Here is a 26,014-nt window from a genome sequence, read left to right as displayed (position 1 = left end):
CAAAGTATATATACAAAGTATCTGAAGACCTGATAGAGTCTAATGTTTGTGACCAAGAGGAATTAAAAAAAAAGTATATTGATATTATTAAACTTATTTTCATAATTAATGACATTCTTTTGTTACCATGTTAAACAAGGACGAATAAAATAAATATTTAGAATATTTTATGCTATCAGATTGAATATTAGTTTGAAAAGAACTTGTGTTATTGAGACCACTTAAGCTAAGGTTATAAAAAAAATCATTCCAATTAAAAGGCTCACTTAAATTAGAATTTGGATAATAATAAATTTGATTGTTTAATTGTTGAATATGATTTTGACTAATCAATAACCCCTTCACTTCATTTAATATATTCATAAAAGTTGGAGTTAAATAATCAAACATAAAAACATGTTGACTTTGCGGTGCTCCATTTACATCAATATGACAATTAAAATTTTGATAGAATAATGAAATAAGTTCCTGTAAATCTAAATTATTTAACTCAGGTATGGTTGACCCTAAATTACAATTCATTCTTTTGATATTTAAATAGGCATGAATACATTCATGTAAAATTGTTTTTGCTACAATTATATTAGATATAGTTCCATCTAATAAATTTGAATTTATTTTAATTAAATTATTGTAACTCCCGTCAGGTGCTACTGTCATTTCACAACTACCATTTCGTCCTGGTGGAAGTTCGGAACTAATCTCAAATTTAACATTAATTCTATTATTTTCATCGAAAGTATCTTTAAATAGTTTTTTAAAAGTTTCGGTTTGCATCAATTTTTCATAAACACATCTAAATTTTCTGGCAGTAGCAGTTGTGTCTTGAACTTGAGTCAAATCAATGTTAGCGGGGGATTTGATTGAAGTTTCAAAATCAAAATTCAAATCAGGATTTAAAATAGTTTGAGTAATAAATTGATTGGTAAACTCCTCGTTTTCCTCTGAAAACTCATTAAAACTAAAAAAATATCTGATTTGGTGTTTTATATTATTTGAAGCAGGTTGATTATTCCACCATTCTAATTGAGTTGGCTCTAAAATACTGATAATATTAGCTTCTATTTCTTCTAAGTTAAGAACTGGTGTTGTTATAACTGGGTTATCATTCGTTCCAGTTGATGGTGAACCAACGCCAATTCCTCCTTCTGAATTACCTCCTGTAGAACCTGAACCGGTATCACCGGCATCACCGGTAAATGAAGAACCAAAAGTTCCTCCATATTGATTCAAACAGCCTGAACTTATTGAAACTACAACATAGGTTTCTATATGTGAAGGTATTGGACAATCACCTAAATTCCCTTGAGAAACAAATAAATTCCCTTCATTATCTTTACAATAAGTGGTGGTTATTGATACAATTGAGACACATTCACTGTTTACAACAACGCGTTCACTACTTTCTAGTTTTGTAATTGCATCAGGATTTTTTTCAATTTCATTATATTGACCTTGAGAAATTAGATATAATTCTGTTTGAGAAAGAACATACTCTGTAACAAATGCTTCATAATCTCCATTCTCCTTAGATTGAAGCACTAAATTTTCAATTTTATTATTTACTTCTTGATTTGTAATTCTGAATGTAATTGAATGTTTATCAAAGTCTTCAATTACTCTGATATCCGTGGTATCTACATATACACCAAACTCCTCAAAATAAACACCTCTATTATGAATGTTTGGGTATTTTTTAATTATACTTTCTCCAAGCTTATTTAATGCTTTTCTATTTTGCTTGAAATCCTTAAAACTTATTTTCTTAACTTTATAATGATCCGATTCATTTTTAATTGCATCATCATATAAATCTTTTTCACAACTTAAATAAAAAGAACATATAATTATTGTGAAAAACAATGATAAAATTTTAGGCTTCTTCATAATAGATTAATTTTTAAGTAATTAAAATCTATCAAATAGATAAAACGGAATTAAAAACAGTAGTATATTCCTATTTTTATTTTAAATTATTATAAAGCTAAGTTCCTTTTAAATAGGTCTGAATATTATTTAAAAACCATGAAATGAGTTTTTTATATGATTTGCATTTTTTAAAATCACATTTTTTATAAATGTCAATTAATGCTAAAAATTAAAGAATCATTGAAATGTTTGATCTAAATAAAAGACTAATAGCGATTCCTAAACCAAACCTTCATCCATTCTCTTTTCAAAACCAAAAAGGCGATTTGTTCGGCGAGTTCAACTGTGTCGCTGCCATCTAATTGTTTGATATTTTCTTCGGGCACATCGATGATGTAAAGCAAATTGAGTAATTCGGCGTATTTGTATTGGATTAAGCGGTAAATCTTTTCGTGGAGTTGCACTTTCAATTCATAAGGCGAAGTACTTTGCGGAAAATCAACTGCTTCATTGGCAAAGTTGAAATCCTTGTTGAGTTGTTCAATAAGTTTGGCGTACAGGCTTTCTTTCTCGGCTTCCGAAAGTAATTGGTCTGTTGATATAGGCGAAACGAAATTAGACATTTCTGCTCATCAATTTATCCCCGAAAGCTCTTAAAACTGTTTTCTTGTCCTCGCTGATATTCATTTTATCTAAAGTCTCAAACGCTTTTAATGTGTAATCCTGAATAGCACTTTGCGTGGCATCACTGGCTCCGGTTTGGTTAAAAATTTGCTTTACCGAATTGATTTTATCCGTGTTGTCACTTGGCTGGATAGAGAACAAATGCAACAATTGCTCTTTTTCTTCCGGTTTTGAATATTCTAAAGCTTTGAGATAAAGATACGTTTTTTTATTCTCAATAATATCGCCGCCCACTTGTTTCCCAAAGGTTTCCGGATTGCCAAACGCGTCTAAGTAATCATCTTGCAATTGGAACGCAATCCCTAAATTTAATCCGAAATCGTAAATCGCATTGGTGTTTTCAGTAGAAGTTTCGGCCACAATCGCACCCATTTTCATGGCGGCTCCAACCAAAACAGCCGTTTTGTATTCAATCATTTTGAGGTATTCCGGAATAGTCACATCATCACGGGTTTCGAAATCCACATCGTATTGTTGGCCTTCACAAACTTCCAAAGCGGTTTTGCTGAACAATTTTGCCAATTCTCTGAAGACATTTGGTTCGTAAGTTTCGAAAAATTGGTACGCTAAAATCAGCATCGCATCTCCCGAAAGAATTCCGGTATTGAGATTCCATTTTTCGTGTACGGTTTCGTTTCCTCTTCGCAATGGCGCATCATCCATAATGTCATCGTGAATCAACGAAAAATTATGAAAAACCTCCACGGCAGTTGCGGCTTGGATGGCTTTTTGGCAATCGGTATCAAAAACTTCAGCTGCCATTAAGGTCAAAATCGGACGCAGTCTTTTTCCGCCCAATGAAAGGATATATCGAATTGGCTCGTATAAATTATTAGGCTCTTTTTCCAGAGTCAACGTCTTAAAATGGGCAACAATAATGTCTTGGTATTCTGAAATGGCGCGCATGAAAAAATATTTTCGGCTAATTTAGGCTATTCTCATCGCTTTACAAAAAGCTACTTTTTCAACCAATGTTAAATTTACGTTAATACTTTGGAAACTATTTTAGTGTTAAAAGTTTCCATTATACATTTGCGGCATAATTTTAACATTGTCATGAAAGAAAAAATCATCAAAAAAGCAACGGATATGTTTTTGAAGCTGGGATTCAAGAGTGTTACCATGGATGATATTGCGTGTGAAATGTGCATTTCTAAAAAAACGATTTACAAATATTTCAGTAACAAAGAAAAGCTAATCGAAGAAGGCACTGAAGTAGTACATCAAAAAATTCATTCCATGATGGATGAAGTAATGGCTCAAAACCACAATGCAATTGCCGAAAATTTTCAAATCAGAGAAATGTTTAAAGAAATGTTTCAATCCTTTGATCAATCTCCGGCTTACCAACTCAAAAAACATTACCCGGAAATTTATGAGAAAATGATGGCCAACGAAATTGAAGATTGCAGTCACATGTTCCGTCAAAATATCGAAAAAGGAATTAAAGAAGGTTTATACCGCAAGGAAACGGACATTGAAGCAGCTGTAAAATTCTATTACACGCTTATTTTTTCCATCAATGAAAACACCATGTTGGAAAAAGAAGCTTACGAACTCGAGGCCAAAGCACTAGAATATCACACCCGAGCTATCGCTACAGCTGAAGGAATTATTGAACTCGAAAAACATTTAAAAACCAATATATAATCATCAATCTATGAAAAACAAGTTAATATTAATTTTATTCTTGATTGTAAGCAATTTACAAGCCCAAGAACAAAAACAAAGCTATTCTTTCAGCTTGCAACAAGCCGTTGAACATGCGTTGAAAAACAACTATTCGGCTATCAATGCCAATAGAGACATCGACGCTGCCAAGCAGAAGAAATGGGAAACCACGGCCGCCGGTTTGCCACAAATAAATGGAAGTGTAACTTATTTAAACAACTTCGATTTTACTTTACAAGGTATTTCCGGAAATGCTTTTAATCCCGCGGCAGATCCTAACGATATCAGCTTAGTGGCTTTCGGAACCAAACAATCAATGACTTCCGGCTTAACCTTGAGCCAATTGATTTTTGACGGTTCTTATATAGTAGCACTTCAAGCTTCAAAAACATACTTGAAATACTATGAAAATGCCAAACAAAAAAACAATACCGAAGTCAGAGAAATGGTAATCAATGCTTATGGCAATGTATTATTGGCACAAGAAAGCATTACTATTTTAGAGAAAAACAAAAGCACTTTGTCAAAAACACTTGCAGACACTCAGGAAACCTTTAAAAATGGTTTGATTGAAGAGGAAAATGTAGAGCAATTGCAAATCACGTTATCCTCTATCGAAAGTAATTTGAACAACACCAAAAGGCTTTTAGATGTTGCCCAAAAAATGTTGAAATTCACTTTGGGCATGAATATCGAAGACGAATTAATACTAACGGATAAATTGGACAGTCTTTCGACCTCTAATTTAGCTTTGGCTTTCAGTCAGGACGGATTTGTAGTAAACAACAACATTAATTATCAAATGGCTTCCAATTTTCAGGAGCAAAGAGCATTAGAATTAAAATTGCAAAGAAGCAAAGCTTTACCAACGCTGGCTGCTGCTGTTAACTTTGGTTACAACTCGTTTGCCAATGATTTTTCATTCGCAGACGGCGACCAAAAATGGAATAAGTTTTCCAATTTGGGTGTAAGTTTAAGTGTGCCGATTTTTAGCAGTTTTGGTAGAAGTGCCAAAACCCAACAAGCCAGAATTGCTTTAGACCAAGCTAAAACCCAACTAACACAAACTGAACAACAGTTAAAATTAGAATACGAAAAAGCCAAAAGCGAATACGAATTCAGTATTGAAGAATATGCTACCGCAAAAAACAATTTGAATTTGGCCGAACGCATCGAAAGAAAACAACAAATCAAGTTTACCGAAGGTTTGTCCTCGAGTTTTGACTTCAGCGAAGCCCAAAGACAATTATATACCGCACAACAAAACTACCTACAATCGATGGTAAACATCATCAACAAAAAAGCAACTTTAGAAAAAATCATCAATAAAAACTAATCTATACAAAATGAAGAAGACAATTATACTTTCCCTTTTAGCCGTTGTACTTTACGCTTGTGGAAACAAAGAGAACACACAATCATTAGACAAAATGATTGAAAAGAAAGACGTGGCCGGATTGCAAGCCAAAAAAACCGCTTTGCAAGCTGAAATTGCCAAAATTGAAGAAGCATTAGCCACTTTAGACGTTAAAAAAGAAGAAGCCTTGGTTTCGGTATTGACTGTAAAAGACACGGTTTTCAATCATTACATTGACATCCAAGGAAGTGTTGATACTAAAGAAAACATCTTAGTACAACCGGAATTCAGCGGAACATTGACTTCGCTAACCGTAAAAGCCGGACAGAAAGTTTCTAAAGGACAAATCTTAGGTCGTGTAGATGACGCCGGAATGAGCCAACAATTGGCCAGTGCCGAAAACCAATACAATTTGGCCAAAACCACTTACGACAGACAAAAAAATCTTTGGGACAAAAAAATCGGTTCTGAAATTCAGTACTTGCAAGCGCAAACCCAAATGGTTTCTGCTCAAAAAGCCGTAGCCCAAATCAAAGCCCAATTGGCTAAAACTATCATCCGCGCTCCATTTACCGGAACCATAGACGAAGTTTTTGTGGAAAAAGGAGAAGTTGTTGCGCCAAGTCCGCAAGGTTTAATGCGAATCGTAAATCTAAGCAATATGTACGTTTCCACCACGATTCCTGAAACCTATATAGGGAAATTGAAAATCGGTACTGAAGTGGATGTATTCTTGACTTCTTTGGGTAAAACTTATAAAGGTAAAGTACGTCAAATTGGGAACTTCATCAATCCAAGCAACAGAAGTTTCGGGATTGAAGTAAGCGTGCCTAATCCGGAAAACTTATTGCGCCCTAACCAAGTAGCCAAACTAAAAATTACCGACTATGTCAATAAAAATGCAATTGTTGTCCCAACCAATGTGGTTCAGGAAGATGGCACCGGAGATAAATTTATTTACATCGTCGAAGGAAGTAACGGCAAAACCGGTAAAGCCAAAAAAGTGATTGTTACTGTTGGAAAATCATCTAATAATGTTACAGAAATCCTAAGCGGTTTATCGGCTAATGATATTATTGTTACCGAAGGGGTAAACAATATTTCTGAAGGAATGAAACTTAATTTCTAAAAAACTGTTGTCTGTTATTGGTTGTCTGTTAAATCTTGACAACTGACAACAGAGAACCGACAACTAAAAACTATTATATGTCACATCAAAATAAAGAATTCGGTATATCGAGTTGGGCAGTCGACAACAGAGTCACTGTATATATCTTCACTTTTCTGATTGTTGTTACGGGTTTAATTGCCTACATAACCATGCCTCGTGAAGATTTCCCGGAAATCATCGAAAATAAAGTGTACGTTTCCTCTGTTTTCCCCGGGAATTCAGCTGAAGACGTTGAAAAACTAATCATCAAACCACTGGAAAAGGAATTCAAAAACATCAGTGGAATCGAAAAAATAACGGCCAGTTCCTTCCAAGATTATGGGATGATTATTGTTGAATTTGGCGATAAAATTGGTATCGAAGAAGCCAAAACCAAAATAAAAGATAAAGTTGATATCGTAAAAGCCGATACCGATTGGCCCAACTTAGACAACGGCAGTAAAGTAGAACCGAGTGTTTTCGAATTAAACATTTCGGAAGAAGTGCCAATTTTGAACATCAACTTAAAAGGAAATTACACCACGCAACAGCTCAAAAAGTATGGCGAATTGCTTCAGGATGATATTGAAGAAATTGCCGAAGTGAAAAAAGTAGACATTCTTGGAGTGGATGACAAAGAAGTTGAAATTGCTGTGGATATCTTCAAAATGACAGCCGCTCAAGTTTCTTTTGACGACATTCAAAATGCTGTGAAATATGAAAACATGACGCTTTCGGGTGGAAATCTAACTTCTCAAGGTTCTCGAAACAATATCAGAATTGTGGGTGAAATTAAAGACCCGAAAGAACTTGAGAATGTTATCGTCAAATCATTTGGCGGAAGCGTTTACCTAAAAGACATTGCTACGGTAAGTTTTAAAGAAAAAGAAAAAACGACTTATGCCCGTGAAAAAGGCAAAGAAGTAGTGATGTTGAACGTCAAAAAACGTTCGGGTCAAAACATGATTTCGGCTATTGAGCAAGTCAAGGAAAGAATCGAATTGGCCAAAGAAAACTATTTGCCCAAAGATTTAAAAATCGACTTAACCAACGACCAATCTTCGCGCGTTGAACACCAAGTAGACGAATTGTCTAACCACATCATTTTTGGGATTATACTGGTAATGATTGTATTGATGTTTACCATGGGATTAAGAAACTCTTTATTCGTTGGTGCCGCGATTCCTTTGTCGATGTTGATGGCCTTTAGTATTCTTTCTGCCTTCGGGATGACCTTGAATACCATGGTGTTATTCGGTTTGGTAATGGGATTGGGAATGTTGGTAGATGACGGAATTGTAGTGGTTGATAACGTATTTGCCAATATGAAAAAAGGCATGCCGCGTATCCAAGCTTCTAAAATCGGGATTGGCGAAATCGCTTGGCCGGTAATCTCCTCAACGGCAACCACTTTGATGGCGTTTTTACCGTTCGCATTGTGGCCGGGAACTATGGGTAAATTTATGATTTACTTTCCGCTGACACTTTCGGTTACTTTGGGCGCTTCCTTATTTGTGGCGATGATTGTAAATGCTGCCATGACCGGAGGTTCGATGGATATTGAAGACCGAAATGTAACCAACCGTTCGGCCAAAACTTACTCGATTATTTTCGGAATTATTGCTGTTATTTTTGTGGTCATCGGAAATGTATACGATTCTAAATTAGGTAGAGGAATTGGACACTTAGCTCTGATTTCATTAGGCTTAATGTGGTTGTACAAAATCAAATTGTACCAATGGACCCAAGATTTTCAACACAATTTCTTTCCGAGAATGGAAGAAAAGTACAAACGCTTTTTGGCCAAAATCCTAACCGGAAGAAATGCTTGGATTGCGTTAGGAAGCATCATCGGAATGTTGTTTTTGTCCTTTATCCTCTTAGGTATATTCCCGAGAAAAGTATTATTCTTCCCGGATAATATTCCGAACCAGGCAATTGTTTATATCGAATATCCTCAAGGAACTGATATTGAAAAAACCAACAAAGCTACTTTATATGTAGAAAAACAGGTAATCAATATCTTAAGTAAATACATTGACCCGAAAACCAACGAAAATTTCTTAGCGGAAAGTATTGTTTCGCAAGTAGGTGTTGGTGCCGGAAATCCGAATGTAGACGCCGGTTCGGCTTCGGAAACTCCTTTTAAAGGAAAAGTAACGGTGAACTTCTCGGAGTTTAAATTCCGTCAAGGCATCAATACTTCCGACGTTTTAGAAGAAATACGCGGCAAAGTTAAAGGTATCGCCGGAGCTATTGTTACTGTCGAAAAAGATGCTAATGGTCCACCGGCAGGTTATCCGATTTCTGTACAATTAACCGGTTCTGATTATGACGAAATGATTGCGCAAGCGGATAAAATGATTGCATTTATCAACAGTAAAAACATTCCGGGTATCGAAAAACTAAGTGTTGATGTTAATAAACAAAGCCCGGAGTTAGAAGTAACTGTGGATCGAGTAAATGCAGGAAGTGCCGGAGTGTCAACAGGTCAGTTGGGATTCAATTTACGTCGTTCGGTTTACGGACAAGAGATTTCGACTTATAAAGAAGGTGACGACGACTACAATATAGTAGTGCGCATGCAGGAAGACCAACGCAAGAATGAAAATATTTTGTTCAATCAATCGTTGACTTTCAGAAATCAAAACAATGGTCAAATTGTACAAGTACCGATCTCGGCTGTTTCTGAAACTGAGAAAGCATATACTTATAACCAAATCAAAAGAAAAGGGTACAAACGCATCATGACGATTTACTCTAACGTTTTGACCGGTTATAATGGAGATGAAATTACCAAACAAATTGCGACCGAATTGAAAGGATATGAATTACCGAAAGGCATCTCTTATTCTTTCTCGGGTGTACAAGAAGAACAAGGGAAAAACCAAAGTTTCTTGATGTATGCCTTGTTCTTAGCCATGGCGGGAATTACCATCATCATTGTGTTGCAATTCAACTCGGTTTCTAAAACCATTGTCATTTTGTTTACGGTATTATTGAGTTTTAGTGGTGTGTTCTATGGTTATGTGATTGCCAATATGGATTTTGTAATCCTGATGACCATGATGGGAATTATTTCCTTGGCGGGAATTGTGGTGAAGAACGGTATTGTATTGATGGACTTCTTCGTCTTATTATTAGATAAAAAAGTAGCCGATAAAGCAGTAGAAAGCCACGATGATTTGTCATTAGAAGAAATTAAAGAAGTAATTATCGAAAGTGGTAAATCGCGTTTGCGTCCGGTATTGTTAACCGCTTTAACAGCTGTATTAGGTTTGATTCCGTTAGCTATCGGTTTGAACTTTGACTTCTTCGGATTGATTACCGATTTGAATCCTCACTTGTATATGGGTGGAGACAACGTAATTTTCTGGGGACCATTGGCTTGGACGATTATCTTCGGATTAACTTATGCCACCATCTTAACCTTAGTCATGGTTCCGGTAATGTTCTTCTTGGTGAAACGAACTAAGTACTGGTTACGTGATCGAAGAGAGAGAAGAAATGCCGTCGAAGCTTAATGCTATAAAATGCCCAACAAAAAAAGGAACTCAAATTGAGTTCCTTTTTTTTTGTTATGATAATTAGCTATTATTTATTTACAATGGCTTGTTGTGTCCATGTTTTAACTGTAGCTATTCGGCTATTAGAGTAATCCACTTCACTTAACACTTTGTCATTCCAAAATAACCATTTTCCGGTTTTTTCTCCGTTAGCATATTCTCCGACAGATTTTTTATTACCGTTTTCATCATAAGCTACCCATTGACCGGTAATTTTCCCGTCTTTAAAATAACCTTGTTGTTGCACTTTACCATTTTCATAGTAATAGGTGGCTTTTACTAAATCTCCTTCTTGCTCTAAAAACGGTTTAGTGCTTTGAGCAAAACCAAATCCTGAGATTAAAAATGCTCCTAAAATCAATATCTTTTTCATAATCGTAGGTTTAAGTTGTTCGTATTCACATAACAAAGCTACTATTTAATTTACAATAAAAAAACTTTTACTTAACAATTTGGTAACATTGGATAAAAACTTAACATTGGAATTTATTTTTAAGCAAAAAAAAACCGCCTAAAAAGGCGGCTTAAGTATTGGTTTTACTGAGGTTTAGTTCAATAATTTATTCAATTGTTCTTGTAGTCTCGGATCGGACGGTCTTTTGGCATCAGCGTCAACTACAATCCCTTTAGGATCAATTAATATGAATCTTGGAATAGAATTTACTTCAAACGCTTTTACAAATTCCGTTTGATTGGCTTTAGCAGCATACAATTGTGTTCCGGTCAATGCTTTTTCAGTAACAAAGGTTTTCCATTTCTCATAATCTTTTTCTGCATCAATAGAAATGCTGACGAACTCTATATTCTTTCCGTGAAAAGTTTCTTCCATTTTCTTTAAAGAAGGAATCTCAGCACGACAAGGTCCGCACCATGTTGCCCATAAATCAACATATACATATTTTCCTTTCAAACTTTCCAAAGTGGTTTTTCCTCCTTTGTGATTTTCAAAATCAAAATTGGGTGCCGCTACATTATTCATTTTCTTCTTGGTTAATGACATGGTGTAATATTGTTGCAGCTGTCCAATATTAGCTTCCGTTCCTTTCTTCAACATATCAATCAAATTAGCATCAATTTTGGAAGCTTCCAAACTGGCAATTTGAGTGGCTTTCAATTCTTCTGTAGCTTTTTTGAAACCTTCAGCATCTAATTCCAGCATTCCTTGAAAATCTATTTTACTCTCTTCCAAAGTTCGATTTGCCAAAAAATTGTTCTCCGCAGAACCATTTCCCGAAAATGAAATGCTCTCGTCAAATTTAGTAGCATCCATAGTCATTTTTAGATTGTATCCGTTTTTCAAGAACAAATTGGCATATTCTACCCCATCAAACAACTGATACAAACCTTCTTTAATGGGAAAAGTGGCCTTAAAATTTCCCTTTTCATCTGCCTCGATTTTTTGAACCGTTTCTCTTCCGCTTTTAATGGAAAGTGTGTTTCCGTTTTTGTTGGCAATTTCTGCCTGAAAAGTCATGGTTTCCTGAGCAATGGTCAGAGAGGAAATCAATACCGTTAAAAAAAAGCTGACTATTTTTTTCATAAGTTATGTGTGTTTAATTTTTAAGAAATCAAATATACTTGTTTTGTTCATTCAAAAATTAAAGATTAACTTAAATTTGATTCGAGACTTCACCCGTTTAATTGGCATAAGTTTTTTACTTTTGCACAAAATTTTATTCTAATATTTGAAATTAAAAGGAAGAAGCCCGGCGGGATTCAGGTATTTTCGCTTTAGCGAAAAACATTAAAACATAAAAAACAGTATTTTACAATGTACAGAAGTCATAATTGTGGCCAATTAAACGCCACTCATATTAATAGAGAAGTTACGCTTGCCGGTTGGGTCCAAAAATCGCGTGATAAAGGTTTTATGATTTGGGTTGATTTGCGCGACCGTTACGGAATCACGCAATTAATCTTTGACGAACAAAGAACTGATAAAACTGTTTTTGAAAATGCCAAATCGCTGGGAAGAGAATTTGTCATTCAGGTAAAAGGAACCGTTATTGAACGAGAATCAAAAAATCCTAATATGGCTACCGGTGACATTGAAATCTTGGTTTCTGAACTGACTTTATTGAATGCCTCTAACCTTCCGCCATTCACTATTGAAGATGAAACTGATGGTGGTGAAGACATTCGAATGAAATACCGCTACTTGGATATCCGAAGAAATCCGGTAAAAAACTCCTTGCTTTTCCGTCACAAAGTGGCTATGGAAGTGCGCAAATATTTATCTGATTTGGATTTCTGTGAAGTGGAAACTCCTTATTTAATCAAATCGACTCCGGAAGGCGCGAGAGATTTTGTGGTTCCAAGTCGAATGAACGAAGGACAATTTTACGCCTTACCGCAATCGCCTCAAACCTTCAAACAATTGTTGATGGTAGGCGGCATGGATAAATATTTCCAAATCGTAAAATGTTTCCGCGACGAAGATTTGCGTGCCGACAGACAACCCGAATTCACCCAAATCGATTGTGAAATGGCCTTTGTTGAACAAGAAGATATCCTAAATGTTTTCGAAGGCTTGACCCGTCATTTATTAAAAGAAATCAAAGGCATCGACGTAGCAGAATTCCCAAGAATCACCTACGATTACGCTATGAAAACCTACGGAAACGACAAACCGGATATTCGTTTCGAAATGAAATTCGGAGAATTAAACGCCGTGGCCCAACATAAAGATTTTCCTGTATTTAATTCGGCCGAACTAGTTGTCGGAATTGCCGCTCCGGGTTGTGCATCTTACACTCGTAAAGAAATTGACGCCCTTATTGACTGGGTGAAACGCCCGCAAGTAGGCGCCTCAGGAATGGTTTACGTGAAATGCGAAGAAGACGGAACATTCAAATCTTCAGTAGATAAATTCTACGACCAAGAAGATTTGAAAAAATGGGCAGAAGTAACCAATGCCAAAGCAGGCGACTTAATTTTAGTACTTTCGGGTAACGCTGATAAAACCAGAACACAACTTTCTGCTTTACGCATGGAAGTGGCGACTCGTTTAGGATTGAGAAAACCGGACGAGTTTGCACCGCTATGGGTAGTTGATTTTCCTTTATTAGAATGGGACGAAGAAAGCAGTCGTTATCACGCGATGCACCATCCGTTCACTTCACCAAAACCGGAAGACATGAAACTTATTGAAACCGAACCGGGTAAAGTCCGCGCCAATGCCTATGATATGGTATTGAACGGAAATGAAATCGGCGGTGGTTCAATTCGTATTCACGATAAAGATTTACAAAGCCGAATGTTCAGTTTGTTAGGTTTCACTCCGGAACAAGCCCAAGACCAATTCGGATTCTTGATGAATGCCTTCCAATTCGGCGCTCCGCCACATGGTGGATTGGCTTTTGGATTAGACCGATTGGTGGCCATTTTGGGCGGACAAGAAACCATTCGCGATTTTATTGCTTTCCCTAAAAACAATTCGGGACGCGATGTCATGATTGATGCGCCTTCTGCTATTGATGAAGCGCAATTAAAAGAATTATACATTAAATTAGACTTACCGCAATAAATATCAAATTCGCATTTTCTGAGAAAGCAATTATTTAAAAATTTATAAATAATTGCTTTTTTTATTGCCGTTTTTAGAATAATTCAAATATGACACTGAAAATCATTCAATTATATTTTAAAAATATTGAAAAAAAATTAAGTTTTTATTTGATTTTTGTTGGCTATGTCGCAAATAAGTATATCTTTGGGCATTATTAATTATTTTATATTACAAAATGCGCACAGGTAAAGTTAAATTCTTCAATGAATCAAAAGGTTACGGTTTTATTACTGACGATGAGACAGGAAAAGACATTTTCGTACATGCTACCGGAATTAAATCAGAAGGTTTAAATGAAGGAGACAAAGTATCTTACGAAGAAGAAGAAGGAAGAAAAGGTAAAGTAGCGGCTCAAGTAGTGGCTATCGAAGACTAATATATATTATTTTTTGATTACCTAGAATGACTCAACGTCCCGAAAATTTCGGGACGTTTTTTTATGGATTAATTCTCTTATTTAAAATCAGTTTAAATAAACGTTTTTAGGGTAATAAATGCCAAAGGTTTAGCCCTGATTTTTGCGAATTAAATAATGCGATGTATATTTGTGGCTATTTTAATTTACTTCTAATTTTGAGCGTTATGCAGTCTAATCAATTAGATTATTTACCAATCCTGATGCAAGCAGGTTTAGCGGTAGGATTTGTGGTCTTAACCATTATCGGCTCTAGCTTTTTAGGCCCGAAAAGACATTCCAAAAGCAAAGACAAAAACTTTGAGTGTGGTATCGAATCAGTAGGAAATGCCAGAATTCCTTTTTCAGTAAAATATTTCTTGGTAGCAATCCTTTTTGTCCTTTTTGACGTAGAGGTAATTTTCCTATACCCTTGGGCCATTAATTTCAAAGCTTTAGGCATCGAAGGAATGATTAAAATGGTTATTTTCATGTCACTTTTATTGGTAGGCTTCTTCTACATTATCAAGAAGAAAGCTTTAGAATGGGAATAAAAAAACAATTGCTATGAGTACTACAAAACCAAATATGGTCGCTCCGCCGGAAGGAGTTGTTGGTGAAGGTTTCTTCGCTACCAAATTAAACGATGTTGTCGGATTGGCAAGAGCCAACTCGCTTTGGCCATTACCGTTCGCGACATCTTGTTGCGGAATTGAATTTATGGCCACCATGGCTTCTCATTACGATTTAGCGCGTTTTGGTTCGGAAAGAGTAAGTTTCTCTCCGCGTCAAGCCGACATGCTGATGGTCATGGGAACCATTTCCAAAAAAATGGCACCGATTTTACGTCAGGTTTACGAACAAATGTCAGAACCGCGTTGGGTTATCGCCGTTGGCGCTTGTGCCTCTTCAGGTGGTGTATTTGACACATACTCCGTTTTACAAGGTATTGACAAAGTGATTCCCGTTGACGTATATGTGCCGGGTTGTCCGCCAAGACCGGAACAAATTGTAGACGGCGTAATGCAATTGCAAGAATTGGTGAAAAACGAATCGGTTCGCCGCAGAAATTCACCGGAATACAAAGAATTATTAGCTTCTTACAACCTATAATATGGCTTTAGAAACAGCTTATATACAAGATAAATTGGCTCAGACATTCGGCAACAATGTGCTGAATTTTGAAATGAAAAGAGATATTTTCACTTTCGAAGCCACACCCAATACCATTCACGAAGTGATTCGCTTTTTGAAAGAACAAGAAGATTTAAACTTCCACTTCCTAACAGATTTAGCCGGTATTCATTTTCCGGACAATGATGAAACACACCAATTTGCTGTGACTTATCAATTGCACAATTGGATTGAAAACGTGAGAATTCGAGTAAAAACTTATTTGCCCGATCCGGCAGAGGTTGATACGGTAACCGACTTATTTCTATGCGCCAATTGGATGGAAAGAGAAGCTTGGGATTTCTTCGGAATCAATTTCAAAGGACATCCGCAGCTGAAACGCATTTTGAATATGGAAGAGATGGTTTCTCACCCGATGCGAAAAGAATTCCCGATGGAAGACAGCGGAAGAACCGATAAAGACGACCGCTTCTTCGGAAGAACACCAGTTAATAATTAAATAATTCAACATTCTCAATGTCAGATTTATTATTATCACCAGAGCATCGATATGCTAAAGTTATAGAAAAAACCCGCAACGAAGACGGAAGCGAACTCTCTATATTAAACTTAGGACCAACGCACCCGGCTACGCACGGGATTTTCCAAAACATCTTATTGATGGACGGAGAAAGAATCCTGGATGCCGAGCCAACCGTTGGTTATATTCACCGTGCCTTCGAAAAAATTGCAGAAAACCGTCCGTTTTACCAAATCAACGTGTTGACCGACCGTATGAACTATTGTTCGTCGCCTATCAACAACATGGCTTGGTGGATGACCGTAGAGAAATTATTGAATATTGAAGTACCGAAACGTGCCCAATATTTAAGAGTAATCGTAATGGAGTTGGCCAGAATTACAGACCACTTGATTTGTAATTCGATTTTGGGGGTTGATACCGGCGCTTATACCGGATTCCTTTATGTATTCCAATTCAGAGAAAAAGTATACGAGATTTACGAAGAAATTTGCGGCGCTCGTTTGACTACCAATATGGGAAGAATAGGCGGATTCGAAAGAGAATGGTCCGACGAAGCCTTCAAAAAATTAAATACTTTCTTAGAAGAATTTCCGGTAGCCTGGAAAGAATTCGAAAACCTATTTGAAAGAAACAGAATTTTCATTGACCGTACCGTTAATGTTGGTCCGATTTCAGCTGAAAAAGCAATGCAATACGGATTAACCGGCCCAAATTTACGTGCCGCCGGAATTGATTACGACGTTCGTAAAGCCGCCCCGTATTCCTCATACGAAGATTTTGAATTCGATATTCCTGTTGGAAAATCAGGCGATACTTATGACCGTTTTTGCGTGCGTAATGCCGAGGTTTGGGAAAGTTTAAGCATCATCAAACAAGCCTTGGCGAAATTACCCGAAGGACCAATCCACGCTGATGTTCCCGATTATTATTTACCTCCGAAAGAAGACGTTTACACCAATATGGAAAGCTTAATCTACCACTTCAAAATTGTGATGGGTGAAGTACCGGTTCCGGTGGATGAAATTTATCATGCGGTTGAAGGCGGAAACGGTGAATTAGGATTTTATTTAATTACCGACGGAAGCCGAACACCATACCGTTTAAAATTCAGAAGACCTTGTTATATCTATTACCAAGCCTATACTGAAATGATTAAAGGCGGAATGCTATCTGACGCTATCGTTATTTTATCAAGTTTAAATGTAATTGCCGGCGAATTAGACGCTTAAGAATTATGGAAAGATCACATATCAAACAAGAGATAAACATTACTGAACCGTTGATGGCTCGCATCAATGAGTTAATCAGTCATTATCCTGCCGATAAAAAGAAATCAGCTTTATTGCCGGTTTTGCACGAAGTTCAAGACGCTCACGACAATTGGTTGAGTATCGAGTTGCAAAACAAGGTAGCCGAGATTCTAGAAATATTGCCTATCGAAGTATACGAAGTAGTTACTTTTTACACGATGTTCAATCAAAGACCCATCGGAAAATACATGTTCGAATTCTGTCAAACGGCTGCTTGTTGTCAAAACGGCGTGGAAGATTTGATGGATTATACTTGTGCAAAATTGGGCGTAGGGATTGGCGAGCCCACCGCTGACGGCCTTTTCGAAGTACGCGGCGTAGAATGTTTGGGCGCTTGTGGTTACGCGCCAATGATGCAGTTGGGTGATTTCTACCAAGAACATTTGACCAAAGAAAAAGTAGACCAATTGATTCAAGATTGCAAAGACGGAAAAATCACTTTACACGATAAATAATATCATGGGAAGAAAAATATTATTAGACAAAATCAACGTTCCGGGCATCAAAACCTATGAAGTATATCGTCGTGAAGGCGGTTACGCTTCAGTAGAAAAAGCCTTGAAAAAAATGACTCCGGATGAAGTAGTCGAAGAAGTAAAAACTTCAGGATTACGCGGTCGTGGTGGCGCGGGTTTCCCGGCCGGAATGAAATGGAGTTTTATCGACAAAAAATCGGGCAATCCAAGACACTTGGTGTGCAACGCCGATGAGTCGGAACCGGGCACTTTCAAAGACCGTTACTTAATGGAATACATTCCGCATCTTTTGATTGAAGGAATGATTACGTCAAGTTATGCTTTGGGTGCCAACCTATCCTACATCTACATCCGAGGAGAATACATGTGGGTATACAAAATTTTAGAAAGAGCCATTGCCGAAGCGAAAGCGGCCGGTTGGTTAGGCAAAAATATATTAGGCTCAGGCTACGATTTGGAATTATTTGTCCAAATTGGTGGTGGTGCTTACATCTGCGGAGAAGAAACTGCGCTTATCGAAAGCTTGGAAGGGAATCGAGGAAATCCTCGTTTGAAACCACCATTCCCCGCGGTGAAAGGTTTGTGGCAAAATCCAACCGTAGTAAACAACGTAGAAACCATTTCGGCGGTGCCATGGATTATCAATAATTCAGGCGCTGATTATGCCGGAATCGGAATTGGTCGTTCTACGGGAACCAAATTAATTTCGGCTTCCGGAAACATCAAAAACCAAGGCGTTTACGAAATCGAATTAGGATTATCAGTATACGAATTCATGAATTCCGACGAATATTGTGGCGGAATGCAAACCGACAGACCATTAAAGGCTTTAGTTCCGGGAGGTTCTTCGGTGCCGATTTTACCCGCGAATTTAATTTACAAAACCGCTGCCGGCGAAGACCGTTTGATGACTTATGAAAGTTTATCTGATGGTGGGTTTGCTACCGGTTCGATGTTAGGTTCAGGTGGATTTATCGTGTATGATGATAGAGCTTGTATCGTTCGAAACACTTGGAATTTTTCTCGTTTCTATCACCACGAATCTTGCGGTCAATGTACACCATGTCGTGAAGGAACCGGTTGGTTAGAAAAAGTATTGTGGAGAATCGAAAACGGACAAGGACGCGAAGAAGACATCGAATTGTTATGGAGCATCCAATCTAAAATTGAAGGAAATACGATTTGTCCTTTAGGTGACGCGGCTTCATGGCCGGTAGCTGCGGCGATTCGTCACTTCAGAGACGAGTTTGAATACCATATTCGTTTCCCTGAAAAAGTAAAAAACAGAGATCACTTTGTGCATGAGCCTTTTGAAAAAGTAAAACATTTAATCGCAAAGCAAGAAGTTTAAAATAAATTAGGAGCGAATGGCTCGGGCATTTTTTGCCATCCATTTTCCCGCTTTACGTTGCAAGTCCCAATAAATTGGGAGCTTTCCACTACAATCGGGGCTAAATTATAAACATTAGTAATAAAAATACTCCGTAGGAGTTAAATATTGGTAAATGAAAGTAACCATAGACGGTCAAGAAATTGAAGTAGCACCGGGAACAACTATCCTGCAGGCTGCTCGTATGATTGGTGGAGAATCAGTTCCGCCGGCCATGTGCTATTATTCTAAATTAAAAGGAACCGGCGGAAAATGCCGTTGTTGTTTGGTAGACGTTACTAAAGGCAGCGAAGCCGACCCAAGACCAATGCCTAAACTCGTTGCGTCATGCGTAACCGGTTGTCAGGACGGAATGGAAGTAGCGAGCAAAAAATCGGACAGAGTAGCCGAAGCGCGCAAAGCCGTAACCGAATTCCTTTTGATCAATCACCCACTCGATTGTCCGGTTTGTGATCAGGCAGGCGAGTGTGATTTGCAAAATTTAAGTTTCGAACACGGAAAATTACAACAGCGTTTCATTGAAGAAAAAAGAACTTTCGAACCGGAAGACATCGGCGACAAAATTCAATTGCACATGAACCGTTGCATTGTTTGTCAACGTTGTGTGGAAGTAGCCGATCAATTAACCGACAAACGTGTTCATGGCGTTTTAAATCGTGGTGACCATTCCCAAATTTCCACTTGTGTTTCGGCTGCTATCGACAATGAATTCTCCGGAAACATGATTGATGTTTGTCCGGTGGGTGCTTTGACTGACAAGACTTTCCGATTCAAATCGAGAGTTTGGTTCAACAAACCTTTCAATGCCCACAGAGAATGTACTACGCCGGGTTGTTGCGGAAAAACCACTTTATGGATGTTCGGTAACGAAATTCAAAGAGTAACGGCTCGCAAAGATGAATACCATGAAGTAGAAGATTTCATCTGTAACACTTGTCGTTTCGACAAAAAAGACGTGGCGGATTGGGTTATCGAAGGACCGAGAAAATTCGAAAAAGATTCGGTAATCAACCAAAACAAACATTTCGGCAAAACCGAAAAAGTAGTCATCGAAACCGAAAAAGGCATCCTTCAAGGTAGAGACATCGACCGCAAAAAAATCAGTATGGCCGAAATTGATTACAACGAAAAAATAGACGGTAACCCAGTAAACGGAAAGCAAAATGGATAGTGCCTTTATCATAGAAAAAAGTGTGGTGATCGTAACCGTATTTGCTATCACCATGATTATGGCGATGTATTCCACTTGGGCAGAGCGTAAAGTGGCTGCCTTTTTACAAGACCGTGTTGGACCAAACCGCGCCGGTTGGGGTGGATTATTACAACCTTTGGCCGATGGTATGAAATTGTTCGCCAAAGAAGAATTCGAACCCAATACGCCTAACAAATTTTTATTTTTTGTCGGACCCGCGATTGCGATGAGTACGGCCTTAATGACCAGTGCGGTAATTCCGTGGGGTGACCAATTGGAAGTCTTCGGAAGAACCGTACAATTACAAGCTACCGATATTGATGTCGCTTTATTGTACATCTTCGGGGTAGTTTCTGTTGGGGTTTACGGTATCATGATTGGAGGTTGGGCTTCTAACAATAAGTTCTCGTTAATGGGTGCGGTTCGTGCCGCTTCGCAAATGGTTTCTTATGAAGTGGCCATGGGATTATCGATGATTGCTTTGTTGATGATGACCGGAACCTTGAGCTTAAAAGAAATCTCCGAACAACAAGCCGGAATGAACTGGAACGTATTCTACCAACCGGTAGGATTCTTAATCTTCTTGATTTGTGCTTTTGCGGAAACCAACCGTACGCCTTTCGACTTAGCCGAATGTGAATCGGAATTGATTGGTGGTTACCACACCGAATATTCTTCCATGAAAATGGGATTCTATTTGTTCGCCGAGTACGCTAATATGTTTATCTCATCGGCCATCTTAGCCATCTTGTATTTCGGAGGTTACAACTATCCGGGCATGCAATGGATGATAGATAATGTTGGTGCCAATACGGCTAATGTTATCGGAATCGGGGTTTTATTTGCTAAAATCTGTTTCTTCATCTTCTTCTATATGTGGGTTCGTTGGACGATACCGCGTTTCAGATACGATCAATTGATGAACTTAGGCTGGAAGATTTTAATTCCGCTTTCTATCATCAACATTATAATAACCGGAATTTGCATTTTAGCTTTTAAATAAGAAACTATGTCAACAGCAATTCAAAGTATATCGCTTTCAGGTAAAAAGAAACAAGTTTCCAATAAGGAAATGACGTTCCTAGAGCGCCTTTATTTAGTAGCCATCATTAAAGGGTTACTCATTACCATCAAACACTTTTTCAGAAAAAAAGCTACGATTCATTATCCCGAGCAAGTACGTGCTTTTAGTCCGGTGTACCGTGGTCGTCACATGTTGAAACGCGACGAGCAAGGTCGTGAAAACTGTACGGCTTGCGGATTGTGTGCTTTATCTTGTCCGGCCGAAGCCATTACTATGAAGGCTGCCGAACGCAAAAAAGGCGAAGAGCATTTGTACCGTGAAGAAAAGTATGCCGAAATCTACGAAATCAACATGTTGCGTTGTATTTTCTGCGGCTTGTGTGAAGAAGCTTGTCCGAAAGACGCTATTTACTTAACTATTTCTAAAGAATTGGTACCGGCTCAATATGACCGTGAAGATTTTATTTTCGGAAAAGACAAATTGGTGATGCCTTTAGAAATGGCTATAAAAAATACTCAACTTAAAAACGCTAACTAATGTCGCCTATCTTAATTACCTTCTACTTTTTAGCAGCCATTACGTTGGCCACGGCATTTTTGACGATTTACAGTAAAAACCCGATTCACAGTGCTATTTATTTAGTGCTTTGTTTCTTTTCTATTGCTGGTCACTACTTGTTATTCAACGCACAGTTTTTGGCCATAGTACATATTATAGTGTATTCGGGAGCGATTATGGTACTCTTCCTGTTTACCATCATGTTGATGAATTTGAATAAGGAAAATGAAGTCCACAAACCTCGTATTACCAGACTTGGTGCTATCGTTGTTTTTATTCTAATGAGTATCGTTTTGGTAACCATCTTTATCAATTCGAAAACCATTATGGGCGATTATGATACGTCGGGCGAAGATTTCCAATCGATTAAAACCCTTGGAAAAATATTACTGAACGAATATATGGTACCATTCGAATTTGCTTCCATCTTATTATTGGCAGCGATGATTGGTGTGGTTTTATTGTCTAAAAAAGAAAAAACGGAGAAAAAATAATGAACAATATTTTAAATGAAATAGGGATAGAAAACTACATTTTCCTTTCGGTACTCTTATTCTGTATCGGAGTTTTCGGAGTGTTGTACCGCAGAAATGCCATCATCGTTTTCATGTCGATTGAAATCATGTTGAATGCGGTGAACTTATTGTTTGTAGCTTTTTCAACGTACCACCAAGACGCCGAAGGGCAAGTGTTTGTATTCTTCTCCATGGCGGTTGCCGCAGCGGAAGTGGCCGTAGGATTGGCGATTCTGGTTTCTGTATTCAGAAACTTAGGCTCAATCGATATTGATAATTTAAAGAATTTAAAAGGATAATCTGAGATGGAAACAAATTTAGCTTTAGTATTACTCTTATCTCCATTTGTTGGATTTCTTTTCAATATTTTCTTTGGAAAAAAAGTAAGCCGAAATGTATCCGGCGCTATCGGAACGTTGACTGTAGTGGTTTCGTTCTTGTTGACCCTTTGCTTTTTTGCCCAATTGAACCAAAACGGAAAACCATTCGAAATTTCTTTGTTTGATTGGATTCAAGTGAGTAATTTCAAATTAGACTTCGGCATTTTATTAGACCAATTGTCTTTATTGTGGTTGTTATTCGTCACCGGAATTGGTTCGTTGATTCACCTCTACTCTATCAGCTACATGCACGACGACGAGAATATGCATAAGTTCTTTGCGTATTTGAATTTGTTTGTGTTCTTCATGATAACCTTGGTAGTTGGAAGCAACTTATTAGTAATGTTCATCGGTTGGGAAGGTGTTGGATTGTGTTCGTATTTGTTAATCGGTTTCTGGTATAAAAACCAACCTTATAACGACGCCGCTAAGAAAGCTTTCATCATGAACCGTATCGGGGATTTAGGTTTCTTAATCGGAATGTTTATTATTGGAGCGATGTTCTCCTCTTTAAATTATAACGAAATTAAAACAGCGCTTACTGCAGGAAATGCTGATTCAGCCCTATTAGGTTTAGCCGCTTTATGTTTATTCATCGGAGCTTGTGGTAAATCAGCACAATTACCTTTATACACTTGGTTACCCGATGCGATGGCCGGTCCGACGCCGGTTTCTGCCTTAATCCACGCCGCTACAATGGTTACTGCCGGTATCTTTATGGTAACACGCATGAATTTCTTATTCGATTTAACTCCGGATATTCAACAAATTATCGCTATTGTTGGAGCAGCGACTGCTTTGGTAGCCGCCTCGATTGGCTTGTTACAAAACGATATTAAAAAAGTTTTGGCCTACTCTACCGTTTCCCAATTGGGATTAATGTTCTTGGCTTTAGGGCTTGGCGCCTATACGGTAGCGGTTTTCCACGTAATCACACACGCGTTCTTCAAGGCTTGTTTGTTCTTGGGTTCGGGTTCAGTAATTCACGGATTACACGGTGAACAAGACATGAGAAAAATGGGTGGTTTACGCAAAGCAATGCCAATTACCTTCTGGACAATGATGATTTCTACCTTAGCGATTGCGGGTATTTTCCCGTTCGCCGGTTTCTGGTCGAAAGACGAAATCTTAATGGTCGCTTTTGAACACAATAAAGTATTATGGGTAGTGGCTTCGATTGCTTCGATTATGACCGCGTTCTATATGTTCCGTTTGATGTACTTGACTTTCTTCAAAGAATTCAGAGGCACTGAAGAACAAAAACACCACTTACACGAAAGTCCGAGTTTAATCACCATTCCATTGGTAATCTTAGCGGTTTTAGCGGTTATTGGTGGCGCGATTAACCTACCGGGTAGCATGTGGTTAAACCATTTCTTGGAACCGATTTTAGCGGGCAAACACGAAGCGCATCATTTAGGTACGCAAGAATTTATGTTGATGGGTATAGCTTTAGCCGGTGCTATCGTTGGGATTATTTGGGCGAATGCCAAATACATCAAAGGTGGCTTTGTACCGAAAGAAGATGCTGAAATCAGCGGCTTTAACAAAACAGTTTACAACAAATATTATGTGGACGAATTTTATACGTTCTTGATTGTAAAACCGATTAACGGTTTGGCTAATTTCTTCCGTACGACTTTAGAACCCGCTTTAGGCAAAGTGGTTTTCAGTTTCGGAACTTTGGCCAACGGCATCGGAACACAAGGAAAAAAATTGCACAACGGAAATATCGGTTTGTACCTTTTTGTTTTTGTAATTGGTATTTGTGCCATCATTACTTATTTATTTATCGCTCAATAATTTTACATAATGGATGTAACTACTATATTATTATTACTGCTGATTGGTTCGATTGCTACGTTTTTCGCCGGAGATAAATTAGCTTCTAAAGTTGCCTTGGTCTTCAGTTTGGCTGCTTTAGGTTTGTCATTGTATTTGCTAAACTTAATGAACCAAGGTGCCAACATCAGTTATATTGGCAAATGGATGACCAATCCGAAAATAACTTTGGCCTTTAAAGCCGATGGCTTATCCATGGCGATGGTTTTACTAACGACTGCACTAACACCATTGATTGTATTTTCCTCTTTTGGAAACCATTTCAACAACAGCAAAAACTTCTATGCTTTAGTATTGTTCATGTCTTTTGCCATGGTCGGTACTTTCTTAGCCGTAGACGGGTTGCTGTACTACATCTTCTGGGAATTGGCTTTGATTCCGATTTACTTCATCGCTTTGATTTGGGGTAACGGCGATGCCGAAGAACGCAAAAAAGCCGTGGTGAAATTTTTCATCTATACCCTTGGAGGTTCTTTGTTTATGTTGATTGCTTTTGCTTACTTATACTCTAAAGCCGGTAGTTTCTTGATTGGTGATTTATACCAATTGGAGTTAACCGCTACGGAAGAGTGTTGGATTTTCTTTGCTTTCTTCTTGGCTTATGCTATCAAAATTCCGATTATTCCTTTCCACACTTGGCAGGCTAAAGTATACCAAAAAGCACCAACCGTTGGAACGATGCTTTTATCGGGTATTATGTTAAAAATGGGATTGTACAGTGTAATTCGTTGGCAATTACCAATCGCGCCCAATGCTGCAAAAACTTACATGCCTATCCTAATCGGATTGAGTATTGCGGGTGTGATTTACGGTTCTATAGTAGCTTTGCGTCAGAAGGATTTGAAAAAATTATTGGCCTATTCATCTTTAGCACACGTTGGTTTGATTGCCGCCGGATGTTATACGTTAACTCTTGACGGATTAAGCGGTGCTGTTTTCCAAATGATTGCCCACGGTTTTGTAATTGTTGGATTATTCTTCGCTGCTGAAATTATTTTCAGAAGATATGAAACGAGAAATATAGCCGATTTAGGCGGTATCAGAAGCCAAACCCCTAAGTTCACTTCGATGTTTATGATATTGGTTTTGGCCTCTGTGGCTTTACCGGGAACCTTTAACTTCGTGGGAGAATTTACCGTATTGTACAGTTTGAGTCAAGTAAATATATGGTTTGCTGTTTTAGGCGGAACAACCATTATTTTAGGCGCTTATTATATGTTGAAGATGTTCCAAAACGTAATGTTGGGTGAAACCAACACCAAAGTATTTGCTGAAGTTACCACCAACGAAGCCATTACTTTTGTAGCGATGATAGCGTTCTTATTGTTCTTCGGTTTGTATCCGAAACCGATAGTAGATTTGGTAACGCCGAGTTTGAATGAAATTTTAGCCGTAATTAATAAATAATAAA

24 protein-coding genes are annotated in these 26,014 nt (G+C 37.8%); 19 read left to right on the top strand and 5 right to left on the bottom strand.

The annotated features are described in order from the left end of the window. Window positions 1-105 precede the first annotated feature (105 nt). From P7V56_RS03735 to P7V56_RS03725, 3 genes are all read right to left on the bottom strand, one after another. Window positions 106-1,887 (bottom strand): hypothetical protein, encoded by a 1,782-nt coding sequence (locus tag P7V56_RS03735; RefSeq protein WP_171221019.1) that lies wholly within the window; start codon window positions 1,885-1,887, stop codon window positions 106-108. Between the two features lie 248 nt (window positions 1,888-2,135). Beyond that, window positions 2,136-2,492: a hypothetical protein gene (locus P7V56_RS03730; RefSeq protein WP_171221020.1), complete on the bottom strand. Its 357-nt coding sequence runs from the start codon at window positions 2,490-2,492 to the stop codon at window positions 2,136-2,138. Next, window positions 2,485-3,459 (bottom strand): polyprenyl synthetase family protein, encoded by a 975-nt coding sequence (locus P7V56_RS03725; protein ID WP_171221021.1) that lies wholly within the window; start codon window positions 3,457-3,459, stop codon window positions 2,485-2,487. The genes P7V56_RS03730 and P7V56_RS03725 overlap by 8 nt, the downstream gene beginning before the upstream one ends. Window positions 3,460-3,609: 150 nt before the next feature. On the opposite strand from P7V56_RS03725, the gene P7V56_RS03720 reads away from it, so the two are divergent. The 4 genes from P7V56_RS03720 to P7V56_RS03705 all read left to right on the top strand — a co-directional run bounded on the left by P7V56_RS03720 (window position 3,610) and on the right by P7V56_RS03705 (window position 10,255). Then, window positions 3,610-4,203 (top strand): TetR/AcrR family transcriptional regulator, encoded by a 594-nt coding sequence (locus P7V56_RS03720; protein ID WP_171221022.1) that lies wholly within the window; start codon window positions 3,610-3,612, stop codon window positions 4,201-4,203. A gap of 10 nt (window positions 4,204-4,213) precedes the next feature. Next, the gene (locus P7V56_RS03715) at window positions 4,214-5,560 is read left to right on the top strand and encodes a TolC family protein (protein ID WP_171221023.1); all 1,347 of its coding nucleotides are present in this window, start codon (window positions 4,214-4,216) and stop codon (window positions 5,558-5,560) included. Window positions 5,561-5,570: 10 nt separating this feature from the next. Next, window positions 5,571-6,710 (top strand): efflux RND transporter periplasmic adaptor subunit, encoded by a 1,140-nt coding sequence (locus P7V56_RS03710; RefSeq protein ID WP_171221024.1) that lies wholly within the window; start codon window positions 5,571-5,573, stop codon window positions 6,708-6,710. A gap of 77 nt (window positions 6,711-6,787) precedes the next feature. Beyond that, the gene (locus P7V56_RS03705) at window positions 6,788-10,255 is read left to right on the top strand and encodes an efflux RND transporter permease subunit (RefSeq protein WP_171221025.1); all 3,468 of its coding nucleotides are present in this window, start codon (window positions 6,788-6,790) and stop codon (window positions 10,253-10,255) included. Window positions 10,256-10,325: 70 nt separating this feature from the next. Here the strand turns inward: P7V56_RS03705 and P7V56_RS03700 are convergent, their stop codons facing one another. Next, entirely contained in the window at window positions 10,326-10,670 is a 345-nt protein-coding gene (locus tag P7V56_RS03700) for a toxin-antitoxin system YwqK family antitoxin (protein ID WP_171221026.1), read from the bottom strand. Between the two features lie 174 nt (window positions 10,671-10,844). Beyond that, window positions 10,845-11,837 (bottom strand): TlpA family protein disulfide reductase, encoded by a 993-nt coding sequence (locus P7V56_RS03695; protein ID WP_171221027.1) that lies wholly within the window; start codon window positions 11,835-11,837, stop codon window positions 10,845-10,847. 231 nt (window positions 11,838-12,068) lie between these two features. On the opposite strand from P7V56_RS03695, the gene aspS reads away from it, so the two are divergent. The 15 genes from aspS to P7V56_RS03620 all read left to right on the top strand — a co-directional run bounded on the left by aspS (window position 12,069) and on the right by P7V56_RS03620 (window position 26,010). Continuing rightward, entirely contained in the window at window positions 12,069-13,823 is a 1,755-nt protein-coding gene (gene aspS / locus P7V56_RS03690) for an aspartate--tRNA ligase (protein WP_171221028.1), read from the top strand. A gap of 217 nt (window positions 13,824-14,040) precedes the next feature. Beyond that, window positions 14,041-14,241 (top strand): cold-shock protein, encoded by a 201-nt coding sequence (locus tag P7V56_RS03685; protein ID WP_171221029.1) that lies wholly within the window; start codon window positions 14,041-14,043, stop codon window positions 14,239-14,241. A 206-nt stretch (window positions 14,242-14,447) separates the two neighbouring features. Then, window positions 14,448-14,813 carry an NADH-quinone oxidoreductase subunit A gene (locus P7V56_RS03680; RefSeq protein WP_171221030.1) on the top strand — a complete coding sequence of 122 codons (366 nt, stop codon included), beginning with the start codon at window positions 14,448-14,450 and terminating at the stop codon, window positions 14,811-14,813. 13 nt (window positions 14,814-14,826) lie between these two features. Continuing rightward, window positions 14,827-15,372, top strand: a complete 546-nt coding sequence (locus P7V56_RS03675) for an NADH-quinone oxidoreductase subunit B (protein WP_171221031.1) — start codon at window positions 14,827-14,829, stop codon at window positions 15,370-15,372. A 1-nt stretch (window position 15,373) separates the two neighbouring features. Then, a complete protein-coding gene (locus tag P7V56_RS03670; RefSeq protein WP_171221032.1) occupies window positions 15,374-15,892 on the top strand; it encodes an NADH-quinone oxidoreductase subunit C in 519 nt (172 codons plus the stop codon). Window positions 15,893-15,909: 17 nt separating this feature from the next. Then, on the top strand, window positions 15,910-17,145 hold the full coding sequence (gene nuoD / locus P7V56_RS03665) for an NADH dehydrogenase (quinone) subunit D (RefSeq protein ID WP_171221033.1): 1,236 nt from the start codon (window positions 15,910-15,912) through the stop codon (window positions 17,143-17,145). A 5-nt stretch (window positions 17,146-17,150) separates the two neighbouring features. Continuing rightward, entirely contained in the window at window positions 17,151-17,681 is a 531-nt protein-coding gene (locus tag P7V56_RS03660) for a complex I 24 kDa subunit family protein (protein ID WP_171221034.1), read from the top strand. Between the two features lie 4 nt (window positions 17,682-17,685). Further along, on the top strand, window positions 17,686-19,053 hold the full coding sequence (gene nuoF / locus P7V56_RS03655) for an NADH-quinone oxidoreductase subunit NuoF (RefSeq protein WP_171221035.1): 1,368 nt from the start codon (window positions 17,686-17,688) through the stop codon (window positions 19,051-19,053). Between the two features lie 154 nt (window positions 19,054-19,207). After that, window positions 19,208-20,263, top strand: a complete 1,056-nt coding sequence (locus P7V56_RS03650; RefSeq protein ID WP_171221036.1) for an NADH-quinone oxidoreductase subunit G — start codon at window positions 19,208-19,210, stop codon at window positions 20,261-20,263. Further along, window positions 20,256-21,287 carry an NADH-quinone oxidoreductase subunit NuoH gene (nuoH, locus tag P7V56_RS03645; RefSeq protein WP_171221037.1) on the top strand — a complete coding sequence of 344 codons (1,032 nt, stop codon included), beginning with the start codon at window positions 20,256-20,258 and terminating at the stop codon, window positions 21,285-21,287. The genes P7V56_RS03650 and nuoH overlap by 8 nt, the downstream gene beginning before the upstream one ends. Before the next feature lie 6 nt (window positions 21,288-21,293). Further along, window positions 21,294-21,845, top strand: coding sequence for a NuoI/complex I 23 kDa subunit family protein (locus P7V56_RS03640; protein WP_171221038.1), 552 nt, complete (start codon window positions 21,294-21,296; stop codon window positions 21,843-21,845). After that, window positions 21,845-22,360, top strand: a complete 516-nt coding sequence (locus tag P7V56_RS03635) for an NADH-quinone oxidoreductase subunit J family protein (RefSeq protein ID WP_171221039.1) — start codon at window positions 21,845-21,847, stop codon at window positions 22,358-22,360. Before P7V56_RS03640 ends, P7V56_RS03635 begins: the two co-directional genes overlap by 1 nt. Next, window positions 22,360-22,680, top strand: a complete 321-nt coding sequence (nuoK, locus tag P7V56_RS03630) for an NADH-quinone oxidoreductase subunit NuoK (protein WP_131474937.1) — start codon at window positions 22,360-22,362, stop codon at window positions 22,678-22,680. Before P7V56_RS03635 ends, nuoK begins: the two co-directional genes overlap by 1 nt. A 6-nt stretch (window positions 22,681-22,686) precedes the next feature. Further along, window positions 22,687-24,564: an NADH-quinone oxidoreductase subunit L gene (nuoL, locus tag P7V56_RS03625; RefSeq protein ID WP_171221040.1), complete on the top strand. Its 1,878-nt coding sequence runs from the start codon at window positions 22,687-22,689 to the stop codon at window positions 24,562-24,564. 9 nt (window positions 24,565-24,573) lie between these two features. Continuing rightward, window positions 24,574-26,010, top strand: a complete 1,437-nt coding sequence (locus P7V56_RS03620; protein WP_171221041.1) for a complex I subunit 4 family protein — start codon at window positions 24,574-24,576, stop codon at window positions 26,008-26,010. Window positions 26,011-26,014 lie beyond the last annotated feature (4 nt).

It is taken from the genome of Flavobacterium sp. IMCC34852, assembly GCF_030643905.1.
GTDB classification, from domain to species: Bacteria; Bacteroidota; Bacteroidia; order Flavobacteriales; family Flavobacteriaceae; genus Flavobacterium; species Flavobacterium rivulicola.
This window is presented reverse-complemented; position numbering and strand designations above follow the sequence as displayed.